Origin of the sequence: Mycobacterium sp. (genome assembly GCF_049280035.1) — a bacterium.
Classification (GTDB): Bacteria; Actinomycetota; Actinomycetes; order Mycobacteriales; family Mycobacteriaceae; genus Mycobacterium.
The window spans coordinates 1-14,824 of sequence record NZ_JBAPPI010000585.1; the positions used below are offsets into that span (position 1 = coordinate 1).

At 66.9% G+C, this 14,824-nt stretch carries 17 protein-coding genes and 1 pseudogene; 12 read left to right on the forward strand and 6 right to left on the reverse strand.

Features of this window, described 5'->3' with window-relative positions:
- Nucleotides 1-731 (reverse strand): SDR family oxidoreductase (locus WAN71_RS19030; protein WP_422226819.1); only part of this gene is annotated, 731 nt, incomplete at its 3' end.
- A gap of 124 nt (nt 732-855) precedes the next feature.
- Here WAN71_RS19030 and WAN71_RS19035 point away from each other — a divergent pair.
- Nucleotides 856-1,710, forward strand: a complete 855-nt coding sequence (locus tag WAN71_RS19035) for a hypothetical protein (RefSeq protein WP_422226820.1) — start codon at nt 856-858, stop codon at nt 1,708-1,710.
- Between the two features lie 58 nt (nt 1,711-1,768).
- On the opposite strand, the gene WAN71_RS19040 is transcribed toward WAN71_RS19035, so the two are convergent.
- Nucleotides 1,769-2,671, reverse strand: coding sequence for a 1,4-dihydroxy-2-naphthoyl-CoA synthase (locus WAN71_RS19040; RefSeq protein WP_422226821.1), 903 nt, complete (start codon nt 2,669-2,671; stop codon nt 1,769-1,771).
- Between the two features lie 4 nt (nt 2,672-2,675).
- Entirely contained in the window at nt 2,676-3,131 is a 456-nt protein-coding gene (locus WAN71_RS19045) for a nitroreductase family deazaflavin-dependent oxidoreductase (protein ID WP_422226822.1), read from the reverse strand.
- A 46-nt stretch (nt 3,132-3,177) separates the two neighbouring features.
- Between WAN71_RS19045 and WAN71_RS19050 the strand changes: the two genes are divergently transcribed.
- On the forward strand, nt 3,178-3,888 hold the full coding sequence (locus WAN71_RS19050; RefSeq protein ID WP_422226823.1) for a VIT1/CCC1 transporter family protein: 711 nt from the start codon (nt 3,178-3,180) through the stop codon (nt 3,886-3,888).
- Between the two features lie 3 nt (nt 3,889-3,891).
- On the opposite strand, the gene WAN71_RS19055 is transcribed toward WAN71_RS19050, so the two are convergent.
- On the reverse strand, nt 3,892-4,839 hold the full coding sequence (locus WAN71_RS19055; RefSeq protein ID WP_422226824.1) for an aldo/keto reductase: 948 nt from the start codon (nt 4,837-4,839) through the stop codon (nt 3,892-3,894).
- Nucleotides 4,840-4,919: 80 nt separating this feature from the next.
- On the opposite strand from WAN71_RS19055, the gene WAN71_RS19060 reads away from it, so the two are divergent.
- Both WAN71_RS19060 and WAN71_RS19065 read left to right on the forward strand, forming a co-directional pair.
- Nucleotides 4,920-5,477, forward strand: a complete 558-nt coding sequence (locus WAN71_RS19060) for a TetR/AcrR family transcriptional regulator (protein WP_422226825.1) — start codon at nt 4,920-4,922, stop codon at nt 5,475-5,477.
- Nucleotides 5,478-5,513: 36 nt separating this feature from the next.
- Nucleotides 5,514-5,927 carry a PPOX class F420-dependent oxidoreductase gene (locus tag WAN71_RS19065; RefSeq protein ID WP_422226826.1) on the forward strand — a complete coding sequence of 138 codons (414 nt, stop codon included), beginning with the start codon at nt 5,514-5,516 and terminating at the stop codon, nt 5,925-5,927.
- A gap of 25 nt (nt 5,928-5,952) precedes the next feature.
- Here the strand turns inward: WAN71_RS19065 and fadD8 are convergent, their stop codons facing one another.
- The gene (gene fadD8, locus WAN71_RS19070; protein ID WP_422226827.1) at nt 5,953-7,554 is read right to left on the reverse strand and encodes a fatty-acid--CoA ligase FadD8; all 1,602 of its coding nucleotides are present in this window, start codon (nt 7,552-7,554) and stop codon (nt 5,953-5,955) included.
- A gap of 144 nt (nt 7,555-7,698) precedes the next feature.
- Here fadD8 and WAN71_RS19075 point away from each other — a divergent pair.
- The 6 genes and pseudogenes from WAN71_RS19075 to WAN71_RS19100 form a co-directional block, all read left to right on the forward strand.
- A pseudogene (locus WAN71_RS19075) lies at nt 7,699-7,944 on the forward strand (amidohydrolase family protein); the annotation flags it as partial.
- 50 nt (nt 7,945-7,994) lie between these two features.
- Nucleotides 7,995-8,909, forward strand: coding sequence for an o-succinylbenzoate synthase (locus tag WAN71_RS19080; RefSeq protein ID WP_422226835.1), 915 nt, complete (start codon nt 7,995-7,997; stop codon nt 8,907-8,909).
- A gap of 47 nt (nt 8,910-8,956) precedes the next feature.
- The gene (locus WAN71_RS19085) at nt 8,957-10,117 is read left to right on the forward strand and encodes an LLM class flavin-dependent oxidoreductase (protein ID WP_422226828.1); all 1,161 of its coding nucleotides are present in this window, start codon (nt 8,957-8,959) and stop codon (nt 10,115-10,117) included.
- Nucleotides 10,118-10,171: 54 nt separating this feature from the next.
- Nucleotides 10,172-11,143 (forward strand): GlxA family transcriptional regulator, encoded by a 972-nt coding sequence (locus WAN71_RS19090; protein WP_422226829.1) that lies wholly within the window; start codon nt 10,172-10,174, stop codon nt 11,141-11,143.
- Nucleotides 11,144-11,159: 16 nt separating this feature from the next.
- Nucleotides 11,160-11,882 (forward strand): DJ-1/PfpI family protein, encoded by a 723-nt coding sequence (locus WAN71_RS19095; RefSeq protein ID WP_422226830.1) that lies wholly within the window; start codon nt 11,160-11,162, stop codon nt 11,880-11,882.
- A 43-nt stretch (nt 11,883-11,925) separates the two neighbouring features.
- Nucleotides 11,926-12,648, forward strand: coding sequence for a sensor domain-containing protein (locus WAN71_RS19100; RefSeq protein WP_422226831.1), 723 nt, complete (start codon nt 11,926-11,928; stop codon nt 12,646-12,648).
- A gap of 4 nt (nt 12,649-12,652) precedes the next feature.
- On the opposite strand, the gene WAN71_RS19105 is transcribed toward WAN71_RS19100, so the two are convergent.
- Complete coding sequence (locus WAN71_RS19105) at nt 12,653-13,480, reverse strand: alpha/beta fold hydrolase (protein ID WP_422226832.1); 828 nt, start codon at nt 13,478-13,480, stop codon at nt 12,653-12,655.
- Between the two features lie 127 nt (nt 13,481-13,607).
- Here WAN71_RS19105 and WAN71_RS19110 point away from each other — a divergent pair, with 127 nt between their 5' ends.
- Nucleotides 13,608-14,396, forward strand: a complete 789-nt coding sequence (locus WAN71_RS19110; protein ID WP_422226833.1) for an alpha/beta fold hydrolase — start codon at nt 13,608-13,610, stop codon at nt 14,394-14,396.
- A 22-nt stretch (nt 14,397-14,418) separates the two neighbouring features.
- On the forward strand, nt 14,419-14,824 hold a 406-nt coding region (locus tag WAN71_RS19115), incomplete at its 3' end, for a thiamine pyrophosphate-binding protein (RefSeq protein ID WP_422226834.1).

Below are 14,824 nucleotides of genomic sequence, written 5' to 3' on the forward strand. Positions count from 1 at the left end.
GAGGTCAGCGCCGGCAACCCCTGGTACTCCTTGGTCGGCGCGATCATCGGGGTGGCCACCAGCGGGTAATAGAGCGTGGTCGAGTGCACACCCTTTGTCGCCCATTCGGTTTCGATCACGCGGCTGACCGCCGACAGCGCGGCCTTCGATGCGTTGTAGACGCCGAACAGCGGCGACGGCTCGCTGAACACGCCCCAGGTCGCGACGTTGATGATGTGCCCGTCGCCGCGCTGCAGCATCCCGGGCGCGATCCCGCGGATCAGACGTAGCGGCGAGTAGTAGTTGAGCACCATCGTCCGTTCGACGTCGTGCCAGCGTTCCAGTGACTCGGCCAGCGGCCGGCGGATGGAGCGACCGGCGTTGTTGATCAGGATGTCCACCCCGCCGAGGCGCTGCTCGACGTCGGCGACCAACGCGTCGACGGCGTCCATGTCGGACAGATCGCAGGGGATCGCGATCGCGCTGCCGCCGCGGTCCTCGATTCGGCCCACCAGCGCATCCAGCAGGTCCTGACGGCGGGCCACAACGACCACGGTGGCGCCCTTGCCGGCGAACTCCTCGGCGGCGCTCTCGCCGATTCCCGACGACGCCCCGGTCAGCACGACGCGCTTGCCCTTGAGGTCGATGTGTCTCGCGGCCGGGCGGTACGACGCCAGTTGCGCCGCGATGGGTGGCCGCATAGTGGCCAGTACGAACTGGTCGGCCAATCGTCTAAACGGACTTCTGCTCACAGGACGCGAGTCTAGGGGGCGCCTACATTTGCCGAGATTGACGTAAGAGTGCGGCCTACTCGCGCTTTTCCGCGCTGCCGTCGATTTCGGAGAAGGTGTCGGTGCCGAAGGCCACTATCGGCGCATGGGTGGGGTGTTGATCGGTAGTGAAGCAATCGCTACCGGGGTGTTGACAGAGCATCAGTTGCGCCGGTGGCATAGGCCCCTCTTCCGCGACGTCTACGTGCCAAAGTGGGATGCGCCGTCGCTCGACGATCGCATCCTCGCGGCGTGGCTGTGGTCGAGGCGGCGGGCGGTGGTTGCCGGTGTCGCCGCGTCGGCGCTGCATGGCGCGCAATGGGTTGATGCGGAGACACCGATCGAGCTCGTCGCGCCCAGCGCCCGACCGCAGCGTGGGCTGGTGGTCCGCAACGAAACACTCGATGGAGACGAAGTCACGCGGGTCAAGCAGCTACCGGTGACCACCGTGGCACGAACCGCCTTCGATCTTTGTCGTCACTTACCCCGCGGTGCAGCGCTGGCACGAATCGATGCGCTGATGCGCGCGAACCCGTTTTCGCGCGAAGACGTCAACGTGCTCGCCAAGCGCTACCGCGGTGCGCGAGGTTCGCGACGACTTCGGGACGTATTGCCGTTGATAGATGGGGGCGCAGCGTCGCCGAGGGAGACCTGGTTGCGGCTCTTGCTCATCGACGCCGGTTTACCGACACCCACTACGCAGATAGCGGTCTACGACGGCTACCAGTTCGTGGCCATGCTGGACATGGGTTGGGAGGAGTACAAGGTGGCTGCCGAGTATGACGGAGACCAGCACCGCACAGACCGCAGGCAGTTCGTGAAGGACATCAACAGGCTGGCCAAGACACAAGACCTGGGTTGGGATGTGATCCGCGTGGTCAACGAGCATCGACCCGACGAAGTTATCAGCCGCGTATATCGAGCGCTCGCCCGCCGCGGGTATCGCCGAGATCTGCGTTAGCGTGACGCCTACTCGAACTTTTCCGCGCTGCCGTTGATTTCGATCGGGGCAGCCGCCCTCAGAAGTAGCGCGGGAACTGGCTCCAATCCGGCGGCCGCTTCTCCAGGAATGCATCGCGGCCCTCGACGGCTTCGTCGGTCATGTACGCCAGCCGGGTCGCCTCACCGGCGAACAGCTGCTGGCCCACCAGCCCGTCGTCGAGCAGGTTGAACGCGTACTTCAGCATCCGTTGTGCCTGAGGCGATTTCGCGTTGATCTCGGCTGCCCACTGCACACCTGTCGACTCCAGTTCAGCGTGGTCGATAACGGCGTTGACCGCGCCCATCGCGTGCATCTGCTCGGCGGTGTAGTCGCGACCCAGGAAAAAGATCTCGCGGGCGAACTTCTGGCCCACCTGCCTGGCCAGGTATGCGCTGCCGTAGCCGCCGTCGAAGCTGCCGACGTCGGCGTCGGTCTGCTTGAACCGGGCGTGCTCGCGGCTGGCCAGGGTGAGGTCACAGACCGCGTGCAGGCTGTGTCCGCCGCCTGCCGCCCATCCGTTGACCAGGCAGATCACCACCTTGGGCATGAATCGGATCACCCTTTGCACCTCCAGGATGTGCAGTCGCCCGGCGCGGGCGGTGTCGACGGTGTCCGAGGTCTCGCCGGCGGCGTACTGGTAGCCGCTCCTGCCGCGAATGCGCTGATCCCCGCCGGAGCAGAACGCCCAACCGCCGTCTTTCGGCGACGGCCCGTTTCCGGTCAACAGCACCACCCCGATGTCGGGCGACATCCGGGCGTGATCCAGCACCCGGTAGAGCTCGTCGACGGTGTGCGGTCGAAACGCGTTGCGCACTTCGGGCCGGTTGAACGCGACCCGCACGGTGGCGTCGGTGACGTGGCGGTGATAGGTGATATCGGTCAGCTGGGCGAACCCGTCGACCGGCTTCCAGTCCTCAGCGTGAAAAGGGTTGTCGCTCATCGGATTACACCGCATCCAGCCGGAACACCGCGCAGCGGCCGGCCAGCGCCTCGAATTCCTCAGGCTTGCCTTCAATAACCAGCCCGGCCCGCTTCATGAAGCCAACACCGGTGGGCACCTCAATCGGGAAGACCCGCAGCAACGGCCGCGCATCGTCGTCGGACAACTCCACCATCTTCACCCGTCGTACTTTTCGGCCGCGGGACACGGTGGCGTGTCCTGCGGCTCGCGCGTTGGCCACCCAGTCGGCGCCGGGGAATCCGGCGACGACGTATTCCTGGCCGTCGACGGTCATCGGGGTGACCGGGGTCGAGCGCTCGCGACCGGATTTGCGGCCGGGCACCGTCAACACGACGGGGCTCTCGCCGCCGAAACTCATGCCCAATCGCGACATCTGGATGAAGACCTTGTTCGCCGGTTTTAGCCACCACGGCGGCCGGACTGGTTTGCTGCTGGCCATACCGGCGACGGTACCCGTCAACTTGGAAGCGCTAGTGTGTGGCTCCGTGCCTAGATTGCATCCGCATGAGCCGCACTTGGGTTCGGTGTCGGCCAGATTGAATTGGCTACGCGCCGGGGTGCTGGGCGCCAACGACGGGATCGTGTCAACCGCAGGCATCGTCGTGGGCGTTGCCGCGGCGACCGTCGCACGCGGCCCGATCATTACCGCGGGAATCGCCGGCTTGGTGGCGGGCGCGGTATCGATGGCGTTGGGCGAATACGTATCGGTGAGCGCTCAGCGCGACACCGAGCAGGCGCTGCTGGGGCAGGAGCGCCGAGAGCTGGATGAGGACCCGGCCGCCGAGCTGGACGAACTCGCGGCGCTGTATGAAGCCAAAGGGTTGTCGGCGGCGACGGCGAGGACCGTCGCCGAGGAACTCACCGACCACGATCCGATCGCCGCGCACGCCGAGGTGGAGCTCGGGTTGGATCCCGAGGAGCTGACCAACCCATGGCAGGCGGCACTGTCGTCGGCGTTGTCGTTCAGCATCGGCGCGCTGCTGCCGCTGATAGCGATCCTGGCTGCACCGATCACGCTGCGGATCCCGGTCACCGTCGCGGCGGTGCTACTGGCGCTGGTCATCACCGGGGCGGTGTCGGCGCGTCTGGGCGGGGCGCGGAAGCACCGCGCGGCATTGCGCAATTTCGTCGGCGGCGGCCTGGCCCTGGCCGTCACCTACCTGATAGGTCATCTGGTCGGCGCCGTAATCAGCTGAGCATCAACGGCTTTCGGTGAACCTTTCGACGCCGTGCTGGTAGCGTGGACTCTGATCCGGCGGGCAGACTGCGTCCAGGCGCGCGATCGCCTCGGCGCTTAGCGCGACGTTCGCCGCGCCGATGTTCTCTTCGAGATGTGCGATCGACCGGGTGCCGGCGATCAGCAAGGTGTTCGGCGCGTGAGCCAGCAGCCAGGCCAGCCCCACTTGGGCCGGTGTGGCATCGAGGTCGCCGGCGATCTCGCACACCACGTCGTTGTCGGCGACCTTGGGGAAGCCGGGGAACGACGACCCGAGCGGGAAGAACGGCACCCAGGCTATTCCTTCCCCGCCCTGAGCCACACACAGATCGAGCATCGCTTCGTGGCCCCGGTCGAGCAGGCTGTAGGCGTTCTGCACGCAGACGATGCCCGCGGGCAGCGCGCGCTGCAGGACGTCGAGTGGCACGTTGCTGATCCCGATCGCGCCGATCTTGCCCTCGTCGCGCAGCGCGATCATCTCGGCGAGTTGGTCGTCGAGGTCGACGAGCTGATCTCCCTCGGCGGCCAGACCGGGCCCGAGGTCGAGGCGGCGCAGATTGACCACCGGGACGCAGTCCAGACCGAGCTCGCGCAGATCGTCTTCGACCGCAGCGCGCAGCTCTGCCGGCTTTTGTGCCGGAGCCAGCGGTACCGGTTGTCCGCCGGTGTATCGCGCACCGACCTTGCTGACGATGACCAGATCGTCGCGGTAAGGCGCCAGCGCCTGGCGTATCCGTCGATTCACCTCGCCGCCCGCGTAGAAGGACGCGGTGTCGATGTGGTTGACCCCGAGCTCCATGGCGCGGCGCAGCACTGCCGCGGCGTCCTGTCCGGACACCGCCTCGTCGAGTTGCATCGCGCCGTAGCCGACGCGGGCAACCGTCCTGGTGCCAATCGGGCCGATACCGCCAGGCTTTGGTTGGTCTGTCATGCTGCTCCCGTCGTGAGACACTGGGTAATGCGGAGGACCCTCCGCTTAATCAGAGTAGCAGAACCGGAGGAGCCTCCGCTTTGGTGGACCGTGTTCGCGCCGACGCGCGGCGTAATCGCGAGCGGCTACTCGAGGCGGCGGTTGCGGCGTTCGGCGCCGCCGACGGGACACCGGTGTCGCTCGAGTCGATCGCCCGCGACGCCGGGGTCGGAATCGGCACGCTCTACCGCCACTTTCCGACCCGCGAGGTGTTGGTCGAGGCCGTCTACCGGTCCGAGCTCGCGGAGGTGGCCGCAGCGGCGGGGCAGCTGTTGAAGCTGCACCCGCCCAAGGCTGCGCTGCGGCGCTGGATGGACCGTTACGCGAGCTTCGTGGCCGCCAAGCGAGGCATGGCCGAATCGTTGCGCGCAATGGTCGAGTCGGGCGCCGTCGAGCACAGCCAGACCCGCGCCAGCATCGTCGGCGCGGTCGAGATGCTGCTGAAAGCCGGCGCCGACGACCGCAGCCTGCGCTCCGACGTCCGCGCCGACGATGTGGTGTCCAGCCTGCTGGGCATCTTTTTGACCAGCGCATCACCGGCCCAGACCGCCCGTCTGCTCGATCTTCTGGTGGCGGGCGTGGCCGCTTCGCCTCGCTGAGGGAATCAATCGACGCCCGCGGTGGTAGAAGCAGGCATGAAACTCAACGACGCAGCGCGCGAACTCATCGGCAACGGCGCCGACGCCACCCTGGTCACGCTGAACCCCGACGGCAGCCCACAGGTATCGCTGGTCTGGGTGGCCTTGCGGTCCACGCCAGACGGCGACGAGTTGGTGACCGCACATCTCGCCGAGCACAAGAAGGTCCGCAACATCCGCCGCGACCCTCGCGTCGCAGTGACGATCGCGTCTCCCGGGGACGTGGGCAAAAACCTGCGGTCGTATCTCGCGATCGACGGGACCGCGCGGATCGAAGAGGGCGGCGCGCCGGAGCTGCTCGAAACTCTGTCGGAGGCGCTGTTGGACCCCAACGTGTTCCCGCCGAAGGATGCGCCGCCCGGATTCGTGACCCACATCCGCATCGACAAGATCGGCGGCGTCGGCGTCTGATCGCTCTGACGTCCGCTCGCGCAGTTCACCCGACGGCGCGGCCGGCGCCTTCCCAGAACTGTGCGCGGACGGCCTTCTTGTCCGGCTTGCCCAACCCGGTCAGCGGCAACGCGTCGACGACCACCACCCGCTTGGGTGATTGCACCGAGCCTTTGCGATCCTTGACCGCCGCCTGAATCTCGGCGGTCATCGCCTCGATCGCGGCGTCGTCGCCGGGTGCGTCGGCGCGTAGCACCACCACCGCGGTGACGGCCTCGCCCCACTTCTCGTCCGGCGTGCCGACGACGCACACCTGCGCGATCGCCGGATGTTCGGCGACGACGTCCTCGACCTCGCGTGGGAACACATTGAAGCCACCGGTGACGATCATGTCCTTGACCCGGTCGACGATGAAGTAGAAGCCGTCCTCGTCCTCGCGGGCCATGTCACCGGTGTGCAGCCAGCCATCTTTGAACGTCTCTGCCGTCGCGTCCGGCAGGTTCCAGTAGCCGCCGGCCAAAAGTGGTCCGCTGACACAGATTTCGCCCGGCTCGCCCTGCGGAACCGGCTTGCCGTCGTCGCCCAGCAGCGCCACCCGCGCAAAAAGCGTGGGCCGCCCACATGAGGTCAGCCGCTTCTCGTCGTGGTCGCCTTTGGCCAGGTAGGTGATCGCCATCGGCGCCTCGGATTGCCCGTAGTACTGGGCGAAGATCGGACCGAACCGTCGGATCGCCTCGGCCAGCCGTACCGGGTTGATCGCCGAGGCGCCGTAGTACACGGTCTGCAGCGACGACAGGTCGCGGGTCTGCGAATCCGGGTGGTCCATCAACGCATACAGCATCGACGGCACCAGCATTGTGGCCGTAATACGTTGCTCTTCAATGACTTTCAACACCTCGGCCGGATCGAACTTGCCAAGTACGAACATCGAGCCGCCCTTGACCACGGTGGGCGTGAAAAACGCCGCGCCCGCGTGCGACAGCGGCGTGCACATCAAGAACCGCGGGTTTTCCGGCCACTCCCATTCGGCAAGCTGGATCGACGTCATGGTGGCGATGTTGCCGGTAGTGCCGATGACGCCCTTGGGCTTGCCGGTGGTGCCGCCGGTGTACGTCAGGCCGCCGATGTGATCCGGCGGCAGATCCGCCACCACCAGTGGCTTCGGGGAGTACTTGGCCGCCTCGGCGGACAGGTCGACCGCCACATTCTTGAGCGCTTCTGGTACCGGACCGATCGTCAGGATCTGCTTGAGTGAGTCCACCTTTTCCAGCAGGCCCAGCGCGCGTTCGACGAACATCGGATTGGGGTCGATGATCAGCGCGCTGGCACCGGCGTCGGACAGCACGTAGGCGTGGTCGTCCAGCGAGCCGAGCGGGTGCAGGGCGGTGCGCCGGTAGCCCTGGGTCGAGCTGGCGCCGATGATCATCAGCACCTCGGGACGGTTGAGCGACAGCAGGCCGACCGTGACGCCGGTGCCGGCGCCCAGCGCGTCGAACGCCTGGACGTACTGGCTGATCCGCTCGGCCAGCTGGCCGCCGGTCAGCGTGGTGTCGCCGAGGAACAACACCGGCCGGTTCTTGTGGCGCTTGAGCGCGCCCACCAACAGGTGGCCGTTATGGGTTGGGTTGTGCAACAGCTCGTCACTCATGTGGCCAGACTAGAACGTGTTGCAATTCGGGTCATCTGCGCCCTGTCGCCACCCCGAGGTTCATTAGGATTCCTGCACATGTTGCGTCCTGAAATTTGGACTGGACTAGCGGGTGGAAGTCCCGTCCCGGTAGGTACCGGAGCGCCGGCACCCAGCGGCCGCGTGCTCGCACCCGAAGAGCGGCTGACCGTCAAGCAGGCGATCCGCGCGCAGACCATCGACGCCGCGTGGCAGCTGTTCAGCGACGACATCATTGGCTCGCTGGAGGTCGGCAAGTACGCCGACATGGTGGTGCTGTCGGCCGACCCCCGCACGGTGCCGCCCGAACAGATCGCCGACCTCGAGGTCCGCGCGACGTTCCTGGCGGGCCGCCAGGTGTACGCGCAGTGACTCCTGCCCTAGACGACGTTCTCGACCGCCTGCACGTAGTGACCCTGCCGATGCGGGTGCGCTTCCGCGGCATCACCAGCCGCGAGCTGGCATTGATCGACGGCCCGGCCGGCTGGGGCGAATTCGGCGCCTTCGGCGAATACGACCACCCCGAAGCCGCGCACTGGCTGGCCGCCGCTCTCGATTCGGCTTACCGGCCGGCGCCGCCGCCGCGACGAGACCGCATCGCCATCAACGCCACGGTCCCGGCCATCCCCGCCGCGCAGGTGCCCGAAATCCTCGCCCGTTTCCCGGGAGTGGGCACCGCGAAGGTGAAGGTCGCCGAACCCGGCCAAACCCTCGCCGACGACGTCGCCCGCGTCGAGGCGGTCCGTGCCCTGGTTCCCACGGTGCGGGTCGACGCCAACGGCGCCTGGACCGTCGCGCAGGCCGTCGAGGCCGCCGCCGCGCTGACCGCGAGCGGTCCGCTGGAGTATCTCGAGCAGCCCTGCGGCACCGTCGACGAGCTCGCCGAACTGCGCCGCCGCCCGGATATGAAAGGCGTGCCGATCGCCGCCGACGAGAGCATCCGCAAGGCCAGCGATCCGCTGGCCGTAGTGCGCGCCGGCGCTGCCGACATCGCTGTGCTGAAAGTTGCTCCGCTGGGCGGTATTTCAGCCCTGCTGGAGATTGCTGCCCAGATCGACATTCCGGTCGTGATCTCTAGCGCGCTGGATTCGGCAGTCGGGATCGGCGTCGGCCTGGCCGCCGCTGCCGCCCTGCCGGCGCTGCATCATGCCTGCGGGCTGGGTACCGGCGGGCTGTTCGTCGAGGATGTCGTCGAACCTGTCGCGCTGGTTGACGGCTACCTGCCGGTGGCGTCGGTGGCGCCGGACCCCGCGCGGCTGCAAGCGCTGGCCGCGTCGCCGCAGCGGCGGCAGTGGTGGATCGAGCGGGTCAGGGCCTGCTACCGGCTCTTGAGCTAACCGCCTATTCTGCGGCGCTCCGGCACCGCCGGCCCTACACTGCCCCAATGGCCCGATCTGGCGTAGGCGTCGTGGACGCCCTTATCGCCGCTCGCCCCACCGCCGACCTCCTTACTCGAATCAGTTACCTCGGTGCGGTTGCCAGCCGGGTCGACTCGTTCTGGGTGCCCGACCACCTCAATTCGCTGTGGCCGCGATCGCTGTGGCAACCGAAGTATTGCGGCGTAGCCAAGTTCCTGCCGTCCGCGGATGCCTATCTCGAGCCGTGGACGATGCTTGGGCACATCGCCGCGCGCAACCGCATCGGCCGGCTGCGGTTGGGCGTGGCCGTGACCGATGTCGGTCGACGTAATCCCGCGGTCACCGCGCAGGCCGCTGCGACGCTGCAGCTGCTCACCCGCGGCCGGGCCGTCCTGGGCATCGGCACCGGCGAGCGGGAGGGCAACGAGCCCTACGGGGTGGATTGGTCGAAGCCGGTCGCCCGGTTTGAGGAAGCGATGGCGACGGTCCGGGCATTGTGGGATTCGAATGGCGAACTGGTCACCCGGGATTCCCCGTACTTCCCGCTGCGTAACGCGATCTTCGATCTGCCGCCTTATCGCGGGAAGTGGCCGGAGATTTGGATAGCCGCACAAGGCCCGCGCATGCTGCGCGCCGTCGGCCGCTATGCCGACGGCTTCTTCCCTCCCACCGGACACCGACCGGAGGAGTACGCGCGCCGCTTGGACGCCGTTCGCTCCGCGGCTTCGGACGCCGGGCGTAACCCGATGTCAATAGTCCCGGCGGTTTGGTTGTCGGTCGTCACGAGCCGCACCACCGCCGAGGTGGACGAAGCCCTGGAATCCGAACTGATCAAGGCGTGGGCACTGAACGCGCCCGACGAGCTCTTCGCCCAACATGGCGGCCAACATCCATTGGGAGCCGGCTTCGCCGGTGGGCAGGATCTGCTGCCCCATGACTGGGATGAGCAGACCGCGCTGTCCCACATCAAGGCCATCTCACCGGAACTACAGCGGGACGTGGGTCTCGTCGGGACGCCCGATGAGGTCATCGATCGGGCGGCGGAGTGGCGCGACTGCGGAGTTCGCTACATCGTGGTACTCAATCTGAGCAGCTTGCAACGCAGCATGCGCGCCGGCTTTGCCGCGAATGCGTCGTTCTCAAAGATCGTGCGGGGGCTCAAGAAGCTCTACCCACTCGTGTCCTGATTTGTGGGGTGCATGGCGTAGACGCCATGGCGTCCTTCGCTGACACTTAGCGGTATGACCCGAAAAGTGCTGATAGTCGGCTTCCCGGGGGTCCAGGCGCTGGACCTGGTCGGCCCGTTCGAGGTATTCACCTCGACGTCGCTGGTGCTGGCGGCTGCTGGAAATGAAGCCAAGGAGGGCTACCAGGCGGTGGTGGCGTCGATCGACGGGCAGCCCGTATCCACCGAAACCGGCCTGGCCTTCGCCGCCACCGAACTGCCCGACCCGAGTGAGCCTGTCGACACCCTGATGCTGCCCGGCGGCCGTGGTGCGCGTGGTGGCCGGCGCGACCCGCGGCTCATCGACTGGATCGTCGCAGCGGCGCCGCAGGCCCGCCGGGTCGTCACCGTGTGCACCGGAGCTTTCCTCGCCGCGCAGGCCGGGCTGCTCGACGGCTGCCGGGCGACCACGCACTGGGCGTACGCCGATCAGCTGGCGCGTGAGTTCCCGGCAGTCGACGTCGATCCCGACCCGATCTTTGTCCGCAGTTCGCCGAACGTGTGGACCGCCGCCGGCGTCAGCGCGGGCATCGACCTGGCCCTGGCACTGGTCGAAGAGGACCATGGCACCGAGGTGGCGCAGACGGTGGCCCGCTGGCTGGTGCTGCACCTGCGCCGACCCGGCGGCCAGACGCAGTTCGCCGCACCGGTCTGGGTGGCCCGGGCCAAACGCGAACCGATCCGCGACGTCCAGGATGCCGTCGAATCCGAACCCGGTGGCGTGCACAGCATTACCGAGCTGGCCCGCCGCGCGGCGATGAGCCCACGGCATTTCACCCGGGTGTTCACCGACGAAGTCGGCGAGGCGCCCGGCGCTTATGTCGAACGGGTCCGCACCGAGGCAGCCCGCCGCCAACTCGAGCAGACCGACGACACCGTGGTGGCCATCGCTGCGCGCTGCGGATTCGGCACCTCTGAAACCATGCGCCGCAACTTCATTCGACGAATCGGCGTGTCGCCAGACCAATACCGGAGAACTTTCACCTGAAGCTAAGGAGTAGTCCATGACACAGATCGCGATCGTGACGTATCCGGGTTTCACCGCGCTGGACTTCATCGGCCCCTATGAAGTGCTGCGCTGGCTGCCCGACGCCGAGGTCCGCTTCGTGTGGCACGAACCGGGCCCGATCACCGCCGACTCCGGAGTGCTGGTCATCGGGGCCACTCATTCGTTTGCCGAAACCCCTTCGCCGGACGTCGTTTTGGTGCCAGGCGGGATGACCACTGTGGCGCACGCCCGCGACGAGAAGCTGCTGGACTGGGTACGTCAGGCGCATCAGAGCGCGACCTGGACGACGTCGGTCTGCTCGGGTTCGATCATTCTGGCGGCCGCCGGGCTGCTCGACGGCAAACGTGCCACCTCGCATTGGGCGGCCCTGCCGATGCTGAAAGGGTTGGGCGCCATCCCAGTTGGCGACGAACGTGTCGTACACCAAGGAGAAATCGCGACGAGTGCCGGGGTTTCGGCGGGTATCGACCTGGCGCTGTGGCTGGCCGGCCAGATTGGCGGGGAGGACCGCGCGAAGGTCATCCAGCTGTCGATGGAATACGACCCGCAGCCGCCGTTCGACTCCGGCCACATGTCCAAGGCATCCGCGAAGACCAAGGCGGCTGCCACCGCGCTGATGGCCAGGGATGTGGCCAAACCGGCTCAGCTCAAGGCCGGCACGCAGCTGCTGTGGAACCGCGCGCTGTCCGCCGCGCGGGCCAACGCCGCCCGCCGCTAAATTGCCGCAGCCGAACGGCCGCTCGCGGCCATATGCTTGGCAGATGCGGCGACTGGGCATCATCGGAGTCGCGGTGTGCTTGGCCATAGTCGGGTGCGCCGGCTGCACGTCGACCGTTGCCGGCACCGCCGTCGTGCACGGCGGCGCGAAAACCCCCACAGCGACGGCACACGGCCTGCCGGCCCTGCTGCTCAGCCTCGATGAGATGAAGCAGCTGCTGAAGTTCGAAGACATCGCCATCCAAGACACCTTGGTCCGGCCCGAGGCCCGGGGAATCTATCAGCCCGCCAGCTGTGTGGGTGCGGTGTTCAGCAGTATGGCGGGGTCCTATGACGGCAGCGGATACCGCGACTTCTATGAGGTCCGGCAGTCAGACGTGACTGGGGGAGGCTTGCCGCACTGGGTCGATCAGAGCGTCGCCACCTTCGGCAACAATGCGGCCGCAAAGGATTTCGTTGCCAGCCAGGTCGCCAAATGGCGCCAATGCACCGGCCGGCAGTTCAAGTATGCGTATCCGCTGCCAACTGACTGGCAGGACTCCTACCGTATCGGCGACACGATCGATTCCGGTTGCGTCACGATGATCTCCAACGTGACGACCGGCGACAAGCACTACACCGACATCCGGGCATTGGCCGCGAAGTCCAACGTCGTCGTCGACCTGCAATTCACCGGCTTCGACCTGACCGACGAGCCCGCAACGGCAGTCAACCGGATCCTGGATCGAATCGCTTCGCGTGGGCACGAGTGCGCGTTCTGGGCGTAACTCCCTAGGCCGCTATTGCGTCGATCACCGCTTCCGGGTTATCAAGCGAAACAAAGGTTTTCGCATCTGGCACCTCGATCAACTTCCCGTTGCTGAACAACTCGGCCAGCCGGCGGCCCAGGCTCGGCGTGAAACAGCGATCCGACTGGCCCCAGACCAGCGTGACCGGCTTGGTGAACCGGGGTAGCCGGGTGGCCACGTCGGTTAGATCGGTCTTCGCCACCTGACGCAACAGTGCCGCCAGATCACGGCAGATGCGTGCGTCCTTCAGGCACGGTTGCAGCCAGTCGGCCGTCATGCCCGGATCGGGCTGGTTGATCAGCAGGCCGAAGCCAAGCGGGGAGTGCCGCAGCGCGCCCAACCGCATTGGTCCGAAGAGCGCCTTGATCGAGATGGGGCCGCGAAGCACGCCGAACGCCATGTCGAATGGGGGAGGAGGGCATTTGTCGAAGGCGTCGCAGTTGGTCAGCACCAGGCGGCCAATCCGTTCGGGATGGGCGTCGACGACCAGTTGGCACAGCCCTCCGCCGGTGTCGCTTCCGACCAGCGTCACATCGGAAAGGTCGAGGGCCACGATCGCGTCGTTGATGATTTCCGCCACACCGGGCAGCGACAGCGCGCTGACCTCGCGGACCGGGATGGTGTGTGAGCCCAGCGGCCACGTCGGCACGATGCAGCGGAAACCGCGCCGCGCCAGGTTTTCGGCGACGTCGCGCCACAGTTGCCCGTCCACCAGGATGCCGTGGACGAACAGGACTGGCGGGTGTGCCGAATCCTGCGGTCCGAATTCCTGGTATTCGATGGTGGCTTGCTTGAGTGCGAGCTCTGCCATGTCGTTCGTTCCTCCTTGAACTCATCGATTCCGTTCCAGAGAAATTGGAGCTCAACGGCCGCTGCCAGCTCGACGCTGCGAACTGCCAGATACTGCCAACGCGCGAGGGTCACGTAGGTTCGTCGTAATGATCAACTTGGCTTACGAGGACCGCGGGACAGGCGAGCCGGTCCTGTTCATTGCCGGACGTGGCGGTTTGGGACGTACCTGGCATCTGAACCAGGTGTCTGCCTTTCAGGCGGCCGGCTACCGCGTGATCACCTTCGACAACCGCGGGGTGGGCGCGACGGAGAACACCGACGACTTCGCAACGCAAACCATGGTCTCCGATACCGCTGCGCTGATCGAATCCCTGGACGTCGCCCCGGTGCGCATCGTCGGGGTGTCGATGGGCTCCTATATCGCGCAAGAGCTGATGGTGGTCCGGCCCGATCTGGTCAGCAAGGCCGCGCTGATGGCCACCCGCGGCCGGCTCGACCGCGCCCGCGACTTCTTCCGCACCGCCGAAGGTGACCTGGCCGCCTCCGGTGTGCAGTTGCCGACGACCTACGACGCAAAGATCCGGCTGCTGGAGAGCTTTTCCCCCAAGACGCTGAACAACGAAGAGGCGGTCGCCGACTGGATCGGCATGTTCAACATCTGGCCGATCAAGATCACCCCTGGGTTGATCCGCCAGGGCGAGATTGCGCCGCTGACGAACCGGCTAGCCGCCTACCGAAGCATCACCGCGCCGGTGCTGGTGATCGGATTCGCCGATGACGTGGTGACGCCGCCGCACCTGGGCCGAGAGGTCGCCGACGCCATACCCAACGCCCGCTTCCTGCAGCTCGCCGACACCGGGCATCTCGGGTTCCTCGAGCGGCCAGAGGCGGTCAACGCCGCGATACTGCAGTTCTTCGCCGGAATGGCCGCTTAAGTCTGCTGGCTAGGCTGTACTGGTGAATCCCTCGACGGCTCAGGCTCGCGTCGTCGTCGACGAACTGATCCGCGGCGGCGTCCGCGATGTGGTGTTGTGCCCCGGCTCACGCAACGCCCCGCTGGCGTTCGCGCTGCAGGACGCTGACCGGGCCGGCCGGGTCCGGCTGCATGTCCGCATCGACGAACGCACCGCCGGATTTCTGGCCATCGGGCTGGCGATCGCCGCCGGCGCGCCGGTCTGCGTCGCAATGACGTCGGGCACCGCGGTGGCCAACCTGGGCCCGGCCGTGGTCGAGGCTAACTACGCCCGGGTGCCGCTGATCGTGTTGTCGGCCAACCGGCCCTACGAAATGCTCGGCACCGGCGCCAACCAGACCATGGAGCAGCTGGGCTATTTCGGCACCCAGGTCCGGGCCACGATCAGCC